Source organism: Mannheimia sp. (assembly GCF_056854775.1).
Genome location: NZ_JBXGGI010000125.1, coordinates 1 through 17,581, shown reverse-complemented (window position 1 = coordinate 17,581; position 17,581 = coordinate 1). Strand labels below are relative to the sequence as shown.

The following is a 17,581-nucleotide window of genomic DNA, read 5'->3' as shown; positions in this document are numbered from 1 at the left end:
ATTTAACCGCTTGTATTGGTTATCTCCAAGCCTTGAATTGGTTAATCAAGCCATTGGTTGAGCTATCGTGGCTGGTAATTTCTTCATTATTTTCTAGCTCAGGCAAAATGCGGTTAGCGAGTTGTTTGCCAAGCTCTACGCCCCATTGGTCGAAGCTGTAGATATTGAAGATCACGCCTTGTACGAAAATTTTGTGTTCGTACATCGCAATCAATGCCCCTAAGCTATACGGTGTGATTTTTTGTACTAAGATAGAGTTAGTCGGTTTATTACCGGTGAACACTTTAAACGGCACAATTTCAGCGATTTCTTCAAGCGTTTTGCCTGCGTCCAAGAACTCTTTTTCTACTACTTCTTTGGATTTACCAAATGCGAGTGCTTCAGTTTGAGCAAAGAAGTTAGAAAGTAATTTGTTGTGATGATCGCTTAACGGATTGTGCGTTTGAGCCGGTGCAATAAAATCACAAGGAATTAATTTAGTCCCTTGATGAATTAATTGATAAAACGCGTGCTGACCGTTTGTACCAGGTTCGCCCCAAATAATAGGACCTGTTTGATGCGTAACAGGCTTACCATCACGTCCCACAAATTTACCGTTTGATTCCATATTTCCTTGTTGGAAATAAGCCGCAAAGCGGTGCATATATTGGTCGTAAGGTAAAATTGCTTCAGATTCTGCTCCTAAGAAGTTGTTATTCCAAATACCCACTAAAGCTAACGTTGTTGGAATATTTTGTTCAATTGGAGCTAATAAGAAGTGTTGATCCATTGCGTGAGCACCGGCAAGAAGCTGCTCAAAGTTTTCAAAGCCAAGAGAAAGGACAATAGATAAACCAATTGCAGACCAAAGTGAATAGCGACCACCTACCCAATCCCAAAACTCAAACATATTTTCAGTATCAATACCAAATTTTGCGACTTCTTTCGCATTAGTTGAAAGTGCCACGAAATGTTTTGCCACCGCTGATTCATCTTTAGCAAAATCCAATAGCCATTTGCGAGCTGAAAGGGCGTTAGTCATCGTCTCTTGCGTTGTAAAGGTTTTTGAAGCAACTAAAACTAAGGTCGTCTCAGGATTTACCTTGCGTAACACTTCTGCGATGTGAGTGCCATCGACATTTGATACAAAGTGCATATTCAGATGATTTTTGTAAGGACGTAATGCCTCTGTTACCATATAAGGTCCTAAGTCTGAACCACCAATGCCGATATTAATCACATCGGTAATCGCTTTGCCTGTATAGCCTTTCCACTCGCCTGAAATCACACGCTCAGAGAACGCTTTCATTTTAGCTAATACAGCCTTCACTTCCGGCATTACATCTTTACCATCAACAGCAATTGGCGTATTAGAACGGTTACGCAATGCTACGTGTAAAACGGCACGATTTTCGGTACGGTTAATTTTTTGACCTGAGAACATTGCCTTTTTAGCTGAATCCAGACCACATTCATTTGCTAATTGGCGAAGAAGGGTTAAGGTTTTGTCATTAATCGCATTTTTAGAAAAATCGACCAGCAATTCATTTTCAAAACGAAGGGAGTATTTATCAAAACGGCTGGCATCTTCGGCGAAAAGTTGAGGAATGGAGAGATTATCTGCTTTATGCTGAGTCAAAGCATTCCAAGCAAAGGTTTGAACAGGATTGATTTTCTGCATTTTTTATTTCCTTTTACGAATTTACAAATTGAAATCGGTTTAGGATTGAGCATCTTTAGTTAATTCATCAAGACGCTTTTCTAATTCATTTAATTTCTCGCGCGTGCGAAGTAAAACTTGCGATTGAACATCAAACTCTTCACGAGTTACTACATCAAGGCGAGCAAGCTGAGCTTGTAGAATTTGTTTGAATTTTTCATCTAGATCGTTACCTACATTTTTTAGACTTTGGGGTAACGCATTGTGTAATTGTTGAGCAATAGCTTCTAAGTTTTTAGGCGTGAGCATTTTCTAATTCCTTACAATAAAATTACCCTAATTCTAGTTAATTTTAGGTATAAGAGAAAGTAAATTCTTTGATTTATTGCGTTAGTTGGTACTATTTAAATAGCCTTTTATCTTGTTTCTCTGTAAAATGCCGCCTTTCGTAAAATATAAGCCAAAATTATTCACAATCCTTGTAAGGATTGTTCACAACTTCGCTGCCGTTGGCAAAGCCAACATTCAAAAAGCGATGTTTTTTGTAACCGCTTGTATTGACTAATTCGTGGTTCGCAAACCTCCCACGCAAAAAAACTAAGGACATAAAATGACAATTCAAACTCCAAAAGCCGTTGTGATTTTTTCAGGCGGTCAAGACTCTACCACTTGTTTATTCCAAGCCATTGCTGAATTTGGTAAAGAAAATGTGGAAGTGGTTACTTTCCAATATGGACAACGCCATTCTATTGAACTTGAAAAAGCTGAATGGATCGCCAAAGATTTAGGCGTGAAACAAACGCTCATTGATACTTCTGTGATTAAAGCCATTACCACCAATGCGTTAATGGATAATAGTGCTAAAATTGAGCAACAAGGTAGCACGCCTAATACTTTTGTTGATGGGCGTAATGCACTTTTTCTGCTTTATACCGCCATTTATGCCAAAGGGCAGGGCATCCAAACTATCTTCACCGGTGTGTGTGAAACCGATTTTAGTGGCTATCCGGATTGCCGAGATGTATTCGTGAAATCGATGAATGTTACGCTGAATTTAGCAATGGATTATAACTTCAATATTCGCACACCATTAATGTATCTGACTAAAAAGGAAACTTGGGCATTAGCCGATAAATTAGGGGCTTTTGATTATATTCGTGAGCATACCCACACTTGTTATTTAGGCATTGAAGGCGGTTGCCACGACTGCCCGAGCTGCATTTTGCGAGAAAAAGGTTTGAATGAATATTTGGTGGAAAGAGGACAATCCAATGTTTAAAATTGCAAAAGAATTTAGTTTTGATATGGCACATATGCTTGATGGACACGATGGAAAATGCCAAAACCTGCACGGACATACTTATAAATTGCAAGTTGAAGTAGCAGGAGAACTGTTCCAAGAAGGAGCAAAACGTGGAATGGTGATGGATTATTCGGATCTGAAGGCAATAGTGAAAACCCATATTTTAGATCCGATGGATCACGCCTTTATCTACGATTTACACAACGAACGTGAAAGCCAAGTGGCACAATTGCTTATCGATTTAAAATCGAAAGTTTACGGTATTCCAAGCCGGACGACAGCAGAAGAAATGGCAAAATATATATTTGAAAAGCTCGAGAAAGTGGGGTTGCCGGTAAGTTTAATTCGCCTGTGGGAAACGCCCACTTCTTATTGTGAGTACAGCAAATAATGGCAGATCTGATTTCTAACCCAAGTTTTCCGATTGTTGAAATTTTTGAGAGTTTACAAGGCGAGGGTTTTAACACCGGAATGCTTTCCATTTTTGTCCGTTTTGGCAAATGCAACCTCACTTGCCCGTGGTGTGATACCAATTACAATCAATTTGAACAGTGGACACTAAACGATATCCTTGCCAAAGTAAGAAGTTATTCGGCAAAAAATATCATCATCACCGGTGGAGAGCCAACTATTCAGCCCAATTTATCGCTATTACTTAATCAACTAAAAAAAGAAGGCTATTTTTTAGCGATTGAAACTAACGGTTTAAAAGAAATACCACCGCAAATTGATTATATAGCAACTAGCCCAAAACGAATGTATCAAGAAAAATATCAACGCCGTTGCATTGAATTTGCTAATGAAGTACGAGTAGTAGTGGATGGTGAGGTTCAAACGTTTTGTGAGCAATTGGAAAATAAAATTAAAGCAGAGCATTATTACCTTTCGCCTTGTGAAAAAGAGGGAAAAATGAATTTGTTGGAAACCATCACCCAGATTGGGTTATTAAATCAGCGTCCAAATAAGCCTAAATGGCAGCTAAGTATCCAAACGCATAAAATTGTGGGGATTGAGTAAGTAGAAGTTAGAAGATGATTTTCTACAATTTAAAAGACTGAGCCGGTATTATCCAGACTCAGTCTTTTTATTTCAGTTTTTAGCAGAAGATAACTTTATTTTTTCTCGCTAACCATGATAGCTTGCCAATTATCGCTTTTTGCTTCACCGATTAAGTATTTTTGGTCAGAATTACCAGCCTTTGAATCAATAAACTTAGTTTCCATAATTGCTTTTTCCATTCCTGGAGTATAGCTTTTTTGATTTTGGGTTAAAATTGCCGTAATGATTGGGTTACCTTCTGTTGGGGTAATCTCCAACTGCTTTATATCACCTTTAATAGTAAATATATCAGAATTCCCATCTTTCACTTTTCCTTGAGCTTGACCATTTTCAAATTGAATTTCTACATCACCCAATTTGCTGATACGTGCGGCAAATTCTTTAGTATGTGGATTTGAACCATATACAAATCCTTCTTTTTTATGGTAAGTTGCTGTTAATTTATCAGAGATATTATTATTTACTCGTTTCTCATCATACACGACAAAATATTGGCTGAATTTATCGGCAGCATCGACAAGGTTTTTGCTATTTGTATCGTTATAGTAGCCATAGAATAGATCATCGCTACTGCGGATAAGAAAATCGCTAGAGAGTTGTTCAGCATTAATATCAGCCAAATTTAATACGAGAAAATCTTTTTCTTCAATAATTTGTTTACCGCTTACCACATCAAATTTTGGCTTTGTACCGGCTTTATCCACCAAAGTGAATCTACTAAGCTCAAGAGTTTGAGCGTCTTTATTGAGTTTTACTGAACCAATTTTCTCAAAAGAAGCGTCAATTTTTTGTGATTGTGGCTGTAGTACGGGCGGAGTAAGCTCTGTTTGAGGAGCATTTTCTACCTGAGGAGCATTTTCTACCTGAGGATTATTTTGTGCCTGAGAAGTATTTTGTCCCTGAGGAGCATTTTGTCCCTGAGGATTATTTTGTCCCTGAGGATTATTTTGTTCCTGAGGATTATTTTGTACCTGAGGAGCATTTTGTGCCTGAGGAGTATTTTGTGCCTGAGGAACATTTTGTGCCTGAGAAGCATTTTGTGTCTGAGGAACATTTTGTCCCTGAGTGCTATTTTGTGTTTCTAGTACTGGTTTGGACTGGCTCGGTGTTGAAGACGAACCTCCGCTACTGCTCCCTCCGCAAGCACTTAAAACTAAGGTTGCAGCAAATGTTAAAATTAATTTTTTATTGAATTTCATTCAGTTATTCCTTAAATATAAAAACGAAACTGCGAGGAGTCTATCACATTTTTTATATAAAATAAGAATGAGTGGTCTGAGGAGTCTTACGTAAACGTTTCCCTAATGAAAATTTTTTAATTATGGGAATATCCACTACTAATTTTGTAGCGATAATGTATTTTTTTAGGAAGATGGAAATGAAAATAGAGAAATAAATAATTAAGAGCTTAAGTTCTGAAAGTCTGCCTTACAGATCCCCTTTTGTTACTAAATCAATATTCAATAATTTAGCGATACCTTGTGATTTACGTTTAATTTCCTGCCATTCCGATTGTGGATCTGACGCCTCTACAATGCCAGCCCCTGCATAAAGCGTAATTGAATTTTGTGAAATTAAGGCAGAACGGAGTGTTACGCAAAATTCGGCTTCATCATTACTCATTACCCCCAAAGTGCCTGCGTACCAATGGCGGGTAAAGGGTTCGTTTTCAGTGATAAATTGTTTTGCTTTTGGACGAGGAAGCCCAGCTACAGCGGCAGTGGGGTGAATACGACTTAAGCAATCACTATCAAAAACACCTTGTTTTAGCGTAGCTTGAATTTGGCGGCGTAAGTGCTGGACATTGTGCAACCGTTTGATTTTCGCTTCAGATACTTTAAATTCAGTAACACAATCGGCAAGATTGCTCTCAATATCATCAACAACTAATTGATTTTCGTGGATATTTTTCGGATCGCTTAATAGCCATTGTGCATTCAGTTCTGTTTGGGTTTCATTTGGTGTAACTGCTGCTGTGCCGGCGAGAGCTTCAGTAAAAAATTGCTTGTCTTTGCGTTGATATAAACGCTCCGGGGTTGAACCAATGAATGCAACCTCTGCACTTTCAGCCCAGAGGAAATGGTAACAACCTTGATTGATTTGGCGACTTTGTGCAATCAGATCATAGCTGCAAATCGGATTTTCAAAATGCAGACGGATGGCGTTTGCCAATACCACTTTTTGAAACTCGCTTTGTCCAATAGCACAAATCGCTTTGTTGATATTGCTTTCCCATTGCTCAAAACTGCTGGCTGCTGCAACGGATTGCAACGGATTATCGGGCAAGCTCAATTTTTCAATATGCTCAAAATTTGCAAGAAATTGTGCAAAAACAACCGCTTGTTGCTCCATATTATCGCTATCGAAATAGAAACAAGCGGTCAAATTTTGCTGATTTTTTACTAATGTGAATTGAGGCAAAATAAACTGAGTGTAACCTTCAAATTGTAATCCACCGATTAGAGGCAAATTATGCTGTTGAATAAAGGTTTGTGCGGTTTCAAGGGTATGAAATTGACGAATTGCTCCCATAGTTGCAATTGTCTCATCTTTATCACGATATTGTAGAAAAAAGTGTGGGTAGTGCTGATTTTGTGCTTTTAACCAACCAAGTAGTGGTAAATTTTCTTCAAATAGCGGTACGGAGGCTTGAATGCTGATTAAGCCTTCTCCTTTTTCTACTTTTGAATAAATTTTTATAAGCTCTTGTTTTAATTGGTTAAAAATAGACATTTGCAAAAGAATGAAAAAATTATACCGCTTGTTTTTAGCTGATTTAAAAAAAGGTCATCATTTTAACGTATTTCCTCTTTTTTTTCCTCTCAAATTAGAGTAATGTTTGCAAATTCATTCCAAAGTATCGATTTTTTAAACAATCGTATGCGGAAATAGCAGAATTAATCATATAGGAAGTTAGCAATGGAACGTTTTCCCAAGTCAGATAAATTAGCACAGGTTCGTTACGATATTCGCGGACCAATTCATAAAGAAGCTCTCCGTTTAGAAGAAGAAGGGCATAAAATTTTAAAATTAAATATTGGTAATCCTGCTCCATTTGGTTTTGAAGCACCGGATGAAATTTTGGTGGACGTTATTCGTAATTTACCGAAAGCCCAAGGTTATTGCGATTCAAAAGGTTTATATTCAGCTCGTAAGGCGATTGTGCAGTATTACCAATCAAAAGGTATGCGTGGAATGGACGTGAACGATGTTTACATCGGTAATGGTGTTTCTGAGCTGATTACGATGTCGATGCAAGCATTACTCAATGATGGCGATGAAATTTTGATTCCTATGCCTGATTATCCGTTATGGACAGCCGCCTCAACTTTGGCTGGCGGTAAAGCGGTGCATTATTTGTGCGATGAAGAAAATGAATGGTTCCCGGATATTGAAGATATTAAATCAAAAATCACTCCTCGTACAAAAGGGATTTTAGTCATCAACCCAAATAATCCAACGGGTGCGGTGTATAGCCGTCAAATTTTACTTGAAATTGCAGAGCTTGCTCGTCAGCATAATCTGATTATTTTTGCAGACGAAATCTATGAAAAAATTATTTATGATGGTGCGGTTCATCACCACATTGCAGCACTTGCCCCTGACTTATTAACCGTTACTTACAACGGTTTATCAAAGGCTTACCGTGTGGCGGGTTTCCGTCAAGGTTGGATGGTATTAAGTGGACCAAAACATCAAGCCAAAGGCTTTATTGAAGGTTTGGATATGCTTGCCTCAATGCGTTTATGTGCGAACACGCCAATGCAACACGCAATTCAAACCGCATTGGGTGGTTATCAAAGCATTAATGAATTTGTGTTACCGGGCGGTCGTTTATTAGAGCAACGTAACAAAATGCACGATTTATTAGTGCAAATTCCAGGCATTAGCTGTGTGAAAGCGAAAGGGGCGTTGTATATGTTCCCGAAAATTGATACTGAAATGTATGGTATTAAAGATGACCAAAAATTTATTTACGACTTGTTACAACAAGAAAAAGTATTGTTAGTACAGGGTACAGGCTTTAACTGGCATAAACCGGATCACTTTCGTGTTGTAACGTTGCCTTACGCACATCAAATTGAAGAAGCAATCGGTCGTCTTGCGAATTTCTTGAAAACCTATCGTCAGGAATAGGTGAAATATCCTCTGATTTCTCTGTAGGGACGCACTGGGTGCGTCCTTCTTTCTACTCTGCAAAAATTTCAAGAAATTTAACCGCTTGTGGACGCATATACTACGTCCCAACAAACTTGGTTATCACTATGTTAAAAGGCATTCTTTTATCTCTCTCAGCCTCAATGTTATTTGGCTGTATGTACTATTTGGCGATCTTTCTAAAACCGCTGACAGGTGTGAGCATTTTCGGCATTCGTATGGTGGTTACGATTCCTTTTCTTTTCCTTGCCGTATATCTATTTAAAAAACAAAACGAGTTTTTAGCATTTCTCCAACGCCTTAAGAGAGAACCTCATTTGTTACTGATTATTTTCATTACGGCATCTATTGTAGGTGGGCAAATGTGGCTATTTTTGTGGGCACCCAATAGTGGCAAAGCGATTGAGGTTTCAATAGGCTATTTATTAATGCCGATTATGATGGTGGCATTTGGCAAAGTAGTTTATAAAGAAACGCTTTCTTTTAATAAATGGTTGGCAATTGTCGTGGCGTTTGTAGGCGTTATCAGTAATATTCTTTTAACAGGTAAAATTTCGGTTGAAAGTTTGTTTGTCTGCACAGGTTATCCAATCTATTTTTCCCTCCGCCGAAAATTTGGTTTAAGTCATTTACATAGTTTTGTAGTGGAGATTTTATATCTACTTCCTGTTGCGTTATATTTTATAAGCCAACTAGATATGCAATATGTAGAAATGCAAAATCCAAATATTTACTATTTTATTGCTCTGCTTGGCTTAATTAGTGGCACTGCACTTATCAGCTACACCCTAGCCAGCACGATTTTACCTTTTAATGTACTGGGTTTATTGGGCTATGTTGAACCACTATTGATGTTGATAGTTTCCTTCTTAATTGGTGAAAAGTTAGAAAGCGAATCTTATATCTTGATGATTTGCCTACTGGTTTCGATTTTATTTTTGGTGTTAGATGGTATCATTGCTCTGCGACAGCAGCACAAAAAGCGAAAACGAGTATCTGGTTTAAGGATGAATAATGAGTGATATTGTAAATTATTGGAAATGGTTAAATTTATCGGGCTTGCGATCAAAATTGGTTTAGAGAAGTGAGATTAATTAGGGTGGCACTGAATGTGCCGTTACATCGTTTTTTTGACTACTTACTGCCTGACGAGCTGAATGCCGGTAAGGGCAGTAGGGTTGTTGTACCTTTCGGCAGGCAAACTAAAATCGGCATTGTGGTTGATTTTCCGCAAATGAGTGATGTGCCAATTGATAAACTTAAACCGATTAAAAACGTATTAGATTTAGATACTCTTTTCGATGATGAAATGTGGCAGCTGCTTACTTGGGCTGCTCGTTATTATCACGCCCCAATAGGCGAAGTATTAAACAGTGCTTTGCCTGTCAAACTTCGTAATGGCGATTCTACTGAACGCTCCCAACCCGATTATTTTGTGGTAACGGAACAAGGAAGAAAATCCTTAATTATCGGCGAAAACAAAAAAGCCAAAAAACAGGTTGAGCTTTTAACTGAACTTGCCGAATTTGCAAAATTTTTTGAAAAACCGACCGCTTGTAGCCCTTCTGCGTGGAAAGGATTATTAGAGAAAGGTTATGTTGAGAAAATTTATGTGCCTTTTATTTCGCAATCGTGGCAACAATCGCTTGGCGAATTGCCGTTAGTGAATGTGCAAAATCGTCTCACCTTGAATAAACAGCAAACCTTAGTAGTTAGCCGTTTAAATGTGCAAAATGAGTTTGCTGCTTTTTTACTGAATGGGGTAACGGGTTCGGGCAAAACCGAAGTTTACCTGCAATTTATCGAAACCGTGCTAAAACGCAACCGGCAGGTGCTTGTGCTTGTACCGGAAATTGGGCTAACACCACAAACGGTACAACGTTTTAAAGCTCGCTTTAATGTGGAAATTGACGTTTTACATTCCAATATGAATGAAACTGAACGTCTGAATGCGTGGCTTCGAGCTAAAAATGGCGAAAGTGCGATTGTTATCGGTACACGTTCCGCCCTCTTTACTCAATTTAAGAAATTGGGGGCGATTATTTTAGATGAAGAACACGACAGTTCATTCAAACAACAGGAGGGCTGGCGTTACCACGCACGAGATTTGGCGGTGGTGAGGGCAAAAAATGCAGATATTCCTATTGTGCTAGGCTCAGCCACGCCAAGCCTTGAAAGCCTACAAAATGTCCAAAATGGCAAATTCATTGAATTAGGGCTCACTGCACGGGCTGGTAATGCACAAATTGCTAATCAACATATTATTGATTTAAAAACGCAACGCATTACTGCGGGTTTATCTGAACGATTGCTTTCAATGATGAAACATCATTTGGATCAAGGCAACCAAGTGATGCTGTTTTTAAATCGTAGAGGCTTTGCCCCTGTGTTACTTTGCCACGAATGCGGTTGGATTTGCGAGTGTGAGGCGTGCAATAAGCCTTTTACTTATCATCAAAAACAGCGTGTGCTACGCTGTCATCATTGTGCTACTCAGAGGGTAATTCCTCGCCAGTGTGGACATTGTGGCTCAACCAATTTGATTACTACCGGTGTTGGCACTGAGCAGCTGGAACAAGTGCTTAAGGAGCAATTTCCAACTTACCAAGTTACTCGAATTGACCGAGATTCTACTTCACGGAAAGGTTCACTAGAAAATCACCTTAACGATATTCGAGAAGGCAAAAGCCAAATTTTGATTGGCACACAAATGTTAGCAAAAGGGCATCATTTCCCTAATGTTACGTTGGTAGCGATTGTAAATGTGGATTCAGCCCTTTTCTCGACTGATTTTCGAGCGGAAGAGAAACTTGCTCAACTTTATTTGCAAGTGGCAGGCAGAGCAGGGCGAGCCGAGAAAAAAGGCGAAGTAGTGCTACAAACACACTACCCGGATCACCCATTGCTAAAAACCTTGTTAGAACAAGGCTATAGTGAATTTGCCAAAGAAGCCTTAAAAATACGAAAGATAATGGCATTGCCGCCGTTTTCCTCCCAAGTGCTATTTAAAGCGACAGGGAAGAATAATGAGCAAACATTAAAACTGCTTGAACAACTTGCGGATTATTTTAAGCAAAAAATCCGACAACAACATTGGCAAGGTTTTCAGTTGATTCCTCCATTTTCTGCTCCAATGGCAAAAAAAGCAGGTTTTTACCGCTGGTTGTTGTTAATACAACACCCAACCAGAAATGCTTTGCAACAGTTACTCGATTGGTTTGTTCAAGAAAAAGAAAGTTTAGATATTCCAACGAATATTAGGCTGAGTTTGGATATTGAACCACAAGAAATTGGGTAAAAAGAAGAGAACAAGCGGTTGATTTTGTGTGATTTTTTGCAAATGAATAAGGCAGGTTTAACCTGCCTTATTTGTTATCTACTTTTCCTTCCAATACCCAATCCACTCTTTTAGTGCAAGCATATTACTGTTCATTGCTCCGGCTTGTGGAACAAAGTGCATAAAGTTGAGCTTGTAGTGATCAGGGGTATCTCCTGAGCCAACACTTGCAGTAAGTACTTCAAAACCTTGTTGGGTAAAGAGCATTTCTGCTCGTTTCATATGCCATTGGTTGGTTACTAAAATAATTTTATTGATGTTCTCTTTTTCTAAAATTTCACGGCTAAAAATTGCATTTTCTTTGGTAGTCTTGGCTTTGTTTTCTAACCACTTAGTTTCAATGTTAAAGAATGTTTTAAATTCATCCGCCATTACTTTTGCTTCAGATGTGCCATTTGGGCTACTGCCTGTGGCTAAAATCGGTAAGCCTGTTTCTTTATGTAAATAAGCAGCATAACGCATTCTTTCCAGTGGAATGCCTGTAATCGCTAATTTTCCGAATAATTCTTGGCTGTCTCGTAATCCACCGCCTAATACTATGATCGCTTGGGCATTTTTGTATTTTTCGATAGTCATTTCTCCACTATCTACTAAGGAATCACCCAGCTTTTGTGAGGTGTAAGGAATACTGAAAATATATAAAATTGCAATGCCAAGCAGGGCAAAAAAGTAAGCTGAATATTTATAGCCTACTGAAAATAGAATTAATGCTAACAACCATAACAGGATAATGTTAAATGGCGGTAGGATCATTGACGTAATGAATTTAATCAGTTCAAACATAAAATTGATTTATCGTAAAGATGAGTAAATAAGTGTTTATTTTCCTAGATTATCAACGAATTGTCTATTTTTCCTTATGGAAAAGTATTAGAATGCTCCATTTGGAGAAATCTTCTGATGCATAAGGCAGAGGGGAAGTAATATGCAACAACGATCTACGAAAGAAAAATTGATTCTAATCGGTGCAGGTGGTTATGCAAAATCTGTATTGGATTCACTCGATTTTGAGAAATATGAATTCTGTGGCTTTATTGATAATTTTAAACCTGAAGGAAGTAGTCATTTAGGTTATCCTGTACTGGCATCAACGGTGCAAGATTTTAAAAATCGGGCAAGCTATAGTTATTTTATTAGTATCGGTGATAATACTCGCCGTTTAGAGAAATTTTTTAAGCTACAGCAATTTGGCTGTAAAATTATTAATGTGGTTGATAAAACCGCAGTAGTTTCTAAACATTCTACACTAGGCATTGGCGTATTTGTTGGCAAAATGGCGATTGTAAATAGTGGTGTTAGTGTGGGCGATAATGTGATTATTAACACGAAATCATTGATTGAACACGGTTGTTTTATCGGCAATCACTGCAATATTTCTACAAACACGACACTAAATGGCGATGTGATTGTCGAAGATTATGCATTCGTGGGCAGTTCATCTGTGATCAACGGTCAATTAAGAATAGGTAAAAATGCATTGGTTGGTTCCGGTGCAGTGGTAATTAGAAATGTAGAGCCTCGCACTGTTGTAGCAGGCGTTCCGGCAAAATATATTAAGGATATAAAATAATGGCAAATGTATTTATTGTGGCAGAAATTGGTTGTAACCATAATGGCGACCCTGCTTTAGCGAAAAAAATGGTAGATGTAGCAAAAGAATGCGGTGTTGATGCGGTTAAATTCCAAACCTTCAAAGCAGATAAGCTGATTTCTAAATATGCCCCTAAAGCTGAATATCAAAAAGTAACCACAGGTACGGCTGATTCTCAGCTGGAGATGACCCGCAAATTAGAGTTGCCTTATGATGAATTTGTAAAATTAGAGGCGTACGCTCGTTCACTTGGTTTAGAGGTGTTCTCAACTCCGTTTGATTTTGAATCGATTGATTTCTTAGCAAGTCAGCAACAAAAAGTATGGAAAATTCCATCAGGTGAACTAACCAATTTACCTTATTTAGAAAAAATTGCACGACTTCCGATTGAAGGCAAAACCATTGTGATTTCAACGGGAATGGCGACGATTGAAGAAACCAAAGCCTCATTAAAAGTGTTAGAAGATAATGGTATGGCGAAAAAAGATATTACGATTTTACATTGTAATACCGAATATCCGACGCCTTATGAAGATGTAAATTTAAATGCTTTCCACCAGCTTAAACAAGAATTTGGCGAATATAGCTTAGGCTTTTCCGACCACTCAGCTGGTTATTTCGCAGGCTTGGCGGCAGTGCCTTATGGCATTACTTTTATTGAAAAACACTTCACGTTAGATAAAAATTTTGAAGGTCCTGACCATAAAGCCTCAGTTACTCCGGATGAATTGAAATTACTCTGCGAAGGCATTCGTGCGGTAGAAAAATCATTAGGTTCTTCTGAAAAGCTAGTAACGAACTCTGAAGCAAAAAATAAAATTGTGGCAAGAAAATCCATTATTGCAGCACGTCCAATTAAAAAAGGTGAAATTTTTACTACTGAAAATATTACAACCAAACGTCCGGGCAATGGCATTAGTCCAATGTTCTGGTATGATGTATTAGGAAAAGAAGCTCAACAAGATTTTGAAGAAGATCAACTTATTCAAGATTCTCGTTTTGCAAATCAGATGTAATGTCATATAGTGATGGGGCGAAAGTTCCATCATTTTTTAGATAACAAGCGGTTAGATTTATGAAAAAAATTGCAATTATTACAGCTCGTGCGGGCTCAAAAGGCTTACCAAATAAAAATGTACTCTTGGCAGACGGTAAACCTCTAATGACGTATTCTATTGAAGCGGCGATTGAATCGAAGCAGTTTGAAAAAATTATTGTCAGCACCGATTCGCAAGAATATATTGATTTGCTCTCCCATTATCCGATTGAATTTATCAAGCGTGCAGAGCATTTAGCCAGTGATAAAGCCAGTTCTTTTGTGGTGATTGAAGATGTATTAAATCAATATAAACACGTTGATTTTGACTATTTTATGTTACTTCAGCCAACATCGCCGTTAAGAACTGCACAGCATATTCAAGAGTGTTGCGAGAAGTTTGAGCGTAACTTTGATAAGTTTGATTTCATTGTGTCGGTATCTGATGCTCATAAGCCAACCACACTTACTCGTGTGATTGAAGAAGATGAAAGTTTAAAACATTTCCAGCTAGATTATTCTAATTATGCTCGTCAGCTCTATCTCCCGGAATATTCGCCAAACGGTGCAATTTTTTCAGCAAAACCGACTGCTTACCTTGAGCAAAAACATTTTTATGGGGCGAAATGCTTGGCGTATTTTATGGATAGAGATGTTTCTATTGATATTGATGATCGTCAAGATTTTGAGTACTTCTACTTTATTCTACAACAACGTAATAAAGAAAAAATCTTACTCGAAACCATTAAGCGTTCTATTCTAATGAAAAAAGAGAATTTTAAAGAAGTTAAAGAGATTACTTTAATTGGGCATTCTATTTTAGATTATTGGAATATTGAATCTTTAAATGGAAAATCAGTTAATAACTTAGGTATTGCAGGTATCTCTACTAAACAATATAGTGAACTGATTTTAGACAAAGGACTCATTTCAGAGTTACCAAAAGAAGTCGTATTGATGCTTGGTACAAATGATATTGTGTATAAAGGATGGAGTGATGAGCAAGTCCTAATGGATATTAATCATTTAATTAGCCAATTAAAAGCAATCCGTGCAGATATTGAGATTTCATTCTTAGAAATTACGCCGACCGCATTTAGAATAGATCGCAATAATGATGATATCCGTTTGTTAAATCAATATTTGAAAGATAATTTATCAGTAAAATGGATTGCGTTGGATAAAGCCTTTAGTGATAAATACGGTAAGTTAGATTTAAATTATAGTAATGACGGCTTACATTTAAATGCAAAAGGTTACGAAAAATTAACCGCTATTTTGGAAGAAGAATTAAAGTAAATGAAAAATATCGCATATATTACAGGATCGCGTGCTGAATATGGCATTGTTAAGCGTTTATTAAAGAAATTAGAACAAGATCCGGAGATTAATTTCTCACTTGTTGTAACCGCTATGCACCTTGATCCGCAATATGGCAACACAGTAACTGTGATTGAGCAAGATGGCTTTGACATTACCGCTCGTATACCACTTACCTTAAATAGTGAAAATAACCAAACCATTATTCATTCTATGGCGGAATGTTTAGACCGATTTGGTCAGCATTTTCAGCACCATAAATATGATGCGGTTATTGTATTAGGCGATCGTTATGAAATGTTAGCGGTAGCAACGGCGGCTGCAATGCATAATCTTCCGCTCATTCATTTACACGGTGGAGAGCAAACTTTGGGAAATTATGATGAATTTATTCGTCATTGCATTACCAAAATGTCTAAACTGCATTTAACTTCAACTGAAGAATATAGACAGCGTGTTATCCAAATGGGTGAATTGCCTGAAAATGTGGTCAATACAGGCTCTCTTGGGGCAGAAAATAGTTTAGATTTAGTGTTACCAACCAAAGCGGAATTGGTAGAGCAGTTAGGTGTTCCAAATACACCGTATTTCTTAGTGGTTTTCCACCCTGAAACATTAACAGATGTGTCGGTATTAGATCAAATTGATGCGTTGCTAAATGCTTTTGAGCAATTTAAAAATAAATACCAATTTGTGTTTATCGGCTCAAATTCGGATACTAATTCTGAGCAAATTTACGCCCGCTTTAAAGCCTATACTGATGAAAATCAGTTTAAGTTTTTCACTTCCGTGAAGCCGGAAGAATATTTGGCATTGATTAAATATTCTCAAGGTTTAATTGGTAACAGTTCATCAGGCTTAATTGAAGCACCAAGCTGTGGGGTTGGAACGATTAATATCGGCAATCGTCAGCAAGGGCGAGTACGTGGAGAAACGGTAATTGATGTAGAAAGCAATGAAAAATCCATTATTGAAGGCATTAGTAAATTGATTTCTGCCGAGTTCCAAGACAGGCTGCCTGAAATGAAAAATCCATATTTTCAAGACAACGCAATGGAAAAGGCTTACAATGCAATCAAAAAATTCTTAGCCGATAGCAAAAACAGTCAGCCGAAAGGATTTTATGATGTGAGCTTTTAACAAGCGGTCGAAAATGGACAAAATTTTGCAATTATGAAAGCAATTAAAGACAGCGTTATTTACTTAATCGGGGAATTGGCTTCTAAGTCAATTCCTTTCTTGCTCTTACCTTACTTTTCTCGAAAATTGGGGGTAGAAGGCTACGGTGAGCTTTCCTATTACCAAACTTTCTCTGCCTTGTTTGTCATTTTTATCGGGCTTAGCCAAGATGGGGCTGTAGCTCGTTATTTTTATTTCTACGGTAAACGTTCGCTCAATTTAGTGCTGACGACAGGCTATTTATATACTCTTTTGGCAAGCTCGCTTATTCTATTGGGTTGTTGGTATTTCAAGTCAGAAATTATTGCTTATGTGGCGATTGGGGCAATGTTTCAATCCTTTTTGAATGTGCAATTAAGCGTTAGGCAATGCCAAAAACAGGCGGTTTCTTACACGGTTATTCAGCTAATGTCAGCTATCTTTTCGGCAGTTATTACCGTTGCAATGATGGAATATTTTGAAACGGATTTAGTTGAAAAACGGATTTTAGCGATTTTAATCAGTAATGCGTTAGTGTTTTTCATCGCTTATCTGCTTTATGCGAAAAAAAGCAAAATGAAAAAATTTAGTATTGCTCATTATAAGATCGCATTCTTTTATTTGATGGGTTTTGGTTTACCGTTGATTTTGCACCATTCCAGTATTTTCTTAAAAGGGCAGTTAGACCGTATTTTTATTTTCCATAAATTTAGTGAAGCTGATTTAGGCTTGTATGCAATGGGGGCACAAATTGCATTTATTTTAGCCATTGTTATTCAAGCCTTAAATAAAGCGACACTTCCTTATTTTTATGAAGCACTAAAACAGAAAAAAATTAATGTGAGCCATATCCACAAATGGGCGTTTTATGCCTTATTTACAGTACCAATTCCGGCACTCGTGATGTGGTTTATTCCTGAAGAAGTAGTGGTTTGGATTTTAGGTAACCAATTTGCAGGCACAAAATATTATATAATCCT

At 37.6% G+C, this 17,581-nt stretch carries 16 protein-coding genes and 1 riboswitch; of the genes, 11 read left to right on the top strand and 5 right to left on the bottom strand.

Features of this window, described 5'->3' with window-relative positions; translation table 11 throughout:
* Positions 1–19: 19 nt before the first annotated feature.
* Positions 20–1,660 (bottom strand): glucose-6-phosphate isomerase, encoded by a 1,641-nt coding sequence (gene pgi, locus ACJHV0_RS08970; protein WP_483133980.1) that lies wholly within the window; start codon positions 1,658–1,660, stop codon positions 20–22.
* 39 nt (positions 1,661–1,699) lie between these two features.
* The gene (ubiK, locus tag ACJHV0_RS08965) at positions 1,700–1,948 is read right to left on the bottom strand and encodes a ubiquinone biosynthesis accessory factor UbiK (protein WP_025235491.1); all 249 of its coding nucleotides are present in this window, start codon (positions 1,946–1,948) and stop codon (positions 1,700–1,702) included.
* 253 nt (positions 1,949–2,201) lie between these two features.
* A riboswitch (PreQ1 riboswitch) is annotated at positions 2,202–2,246 on the top strand.
* Positions 2,247–2,249: 3 nt separating this feature from the next.
* Between ubiK and queC the strand changes: the two genes are divergently transcribed.
* Genes queC through ACJHV0_RS08950 form a run of 3 tightly spaced genes read left to right on the top strand, consistent with a single transcriptional unit; the run spans position 2,250 to position 3,959 of the window.
* Complete coding sequence (gene queC, locus ACJHV0_RS08960) at positions 2,250–2,918, top strand: 7-cyano-7-deazaguanine synthase QueC (protein WP_483133979.1); 669 nt, start codon at positions 2,250–2,252, stop codon at positions 2,916–2,918.
* Entirely contained in the window at positions 2,911–3,333 is a 423-nt protein-coding gene (gene queD, locus ACJHV0_RS08955; protein ID WP_483133978.1) for a 6-carboxytetrahydropterin synthase QueD, read from the top strand. The genes queC and queD overlap by 8 nt, the downstream gene beginning before the upstream one ends.
* Positions 3,333–3,959, top strand: coding sequence for a 7-carboxy-7-deazaguanine synthase QueE (locus ACJHV0_RS08950; RefSeq protein ID WP_483133977.1), 627 nt, complete (start codon positions 3,333–3,335; stop codon positions 3,957–3,959). Before queD ends, ACJHV0_RS08950 begins: the two co-directional genes overlap by 1 nt.
* A 95-nt stretch (positions 3,960–4,054) precedes the next feature.
* On the opposite strand, the gene ACJHV0_RS08945 is transcribed toward ACJHV0_RS08950, so the two are convergent.
* Positions 4,055–5,200: a hypothetical protein gene (locus ACJHV0_RS08945; RefSeq protein ID WP_483133976.1), complete on the bottom strand. Its 1,146-nt coding sequence runs from the start codon at positions 5,198–5,200 to the stop codon at positions 4,055–4,057.
* Between the two features lie 229 nt (positions 5,201–5,429).
* Positions 5,430–6,734: an isochorismate synthase gene (locus tag ACJHV0_RS08940; protein WP_483133975.1), complete on the bottom strand. Its 1,305-nt coding sequence runs from the start codon at positions 6,732–6,734 to the stop codon at positions 5,430–5,432.
* Between the two features lie 186 nt (positions 6,735–6,920).
* Between ACJHV0_RS08940 and ACJHV0_RS08935 the strand changes: the two genes are divergently transcribed.
* From ACJHV0_RS08935 to priA, 3 genes are all read left to right on the top strand, one after another.
* Positions 6,921–8,138 (top strand): pyridoxal phosphate-dependent aminotransferase, encoded by a 1,218-nt coding sequence (locus ACJHV0_RS08935; RefSeq protein WP_025235497.1) that lies wholly within the window; start codon positions 6,921–6,923, stop codon positions 8,136–8,138.
* A 128-nt stretch (positions 8,139–8,266) separates the two neighbouring features.
* Entirely contained in the window at positions 8,267–9,181 is a 915-nt protein-coding gene (gene rarD, locus ACJHV0_RS08930) for an EamA family transporter RarD (RefSeq protein WP_334257250.1), read from the top strand.
* A 62-nt stretch (positions 9,182–9,243) separates the two neighbouring features.
* The gene (priA, locus tag ACJHV0_RS08925) at positions 9,244–11,457 is read left to right on the top strand and encodes a primosomal protein N' (protein ID WP_483133974.1); all 2,214 of its coding nucleotides are present in this window, start codon (positions 9,244–9,246) and stop codon (positions 11,455–11,457) included.
* Between the two features lie 78 nt (positions 11,458–11,535).
* Here the strand turns inward: priA and ACJHV0_RS08920 are convergent, their stop codons facing one another.
* Positions 11,536–12,279: a YdcF family protein gene (locus ACJHV0_RS08920; RefSeq protein ID WP_483133973.1), complete on the bottom strand. Its 744-nt coding sequence runs from the start codon at positions 12,277–12,279 to the stop codon at positions 11,536–11,538.
* A gap of 142 nt (positions 12,280–12,421) precedes the next feature.
* Between ACJHV0_RS08920 and ACJHV0_RS08915 the strand changes: the two genes are divergently transcribed.
* The 5 genes from ACJHV0_RS08915 to ACJHV0_RS08895 form a co-directional block, all read left to right on the top strand.
* Positions 12,422–13,066 (top strand): acetyltransferase, encoded by a 645-nt coding sequence (locus ACJHV0_RS08915; RefSeq protein ID WP_334232048.1) that lies wholly within the window; start codon positions 12,422–12,424, stop codon positions 13,064–13,066.
* Entirely contained in the window at positions 13,066–14,103 is a 1,038-nt protein-coding gene (gene neuB, locus ACJHV0_RS08910) for an N-acetylneuraminate synthase (protein ID WP_283387018.1), read from the top strand. Before ACJHV0_RS08915 ends, neuB begins: the two co-directional genes overlap by 1 nt.
* A 59-nt stretch (positions 14,104–14,162) precedes the next feature.
* The gene (locus ACJHV0_RS08905) at positions 14,163–15,422 is read left to right on the top strand and encodes a cytidylyltransferase domain-containing protein (protein WP_483133972.1); all 1,260 of its coding nucleotides are present in this window, start codon (positions 14,163–14,165) and stop codon (positions 15,420–15,422) included.
* Positions 15,423–16,583 (top strand): UDP-N-acetylglucosamine 2-epimerase, encoded by a 1,161-nt coding sequence (gene neuC, locus ACJHV0_RS08900; protein WP_483133971.1) that lies wholly within the window; start codon positions 15,423–15,425, stop codon positions 16,581–16,583.
* Positions 16,584–16,616: 33 nt separating this feature from the next.
* Positions 16,617–17,581: oligosaccharide flippase family protein (locus ACJHV0_RS08895; protein ID WP_483133970.1), on the top strand; the 965-nt coding region annotated here is incomplete at its 3' end.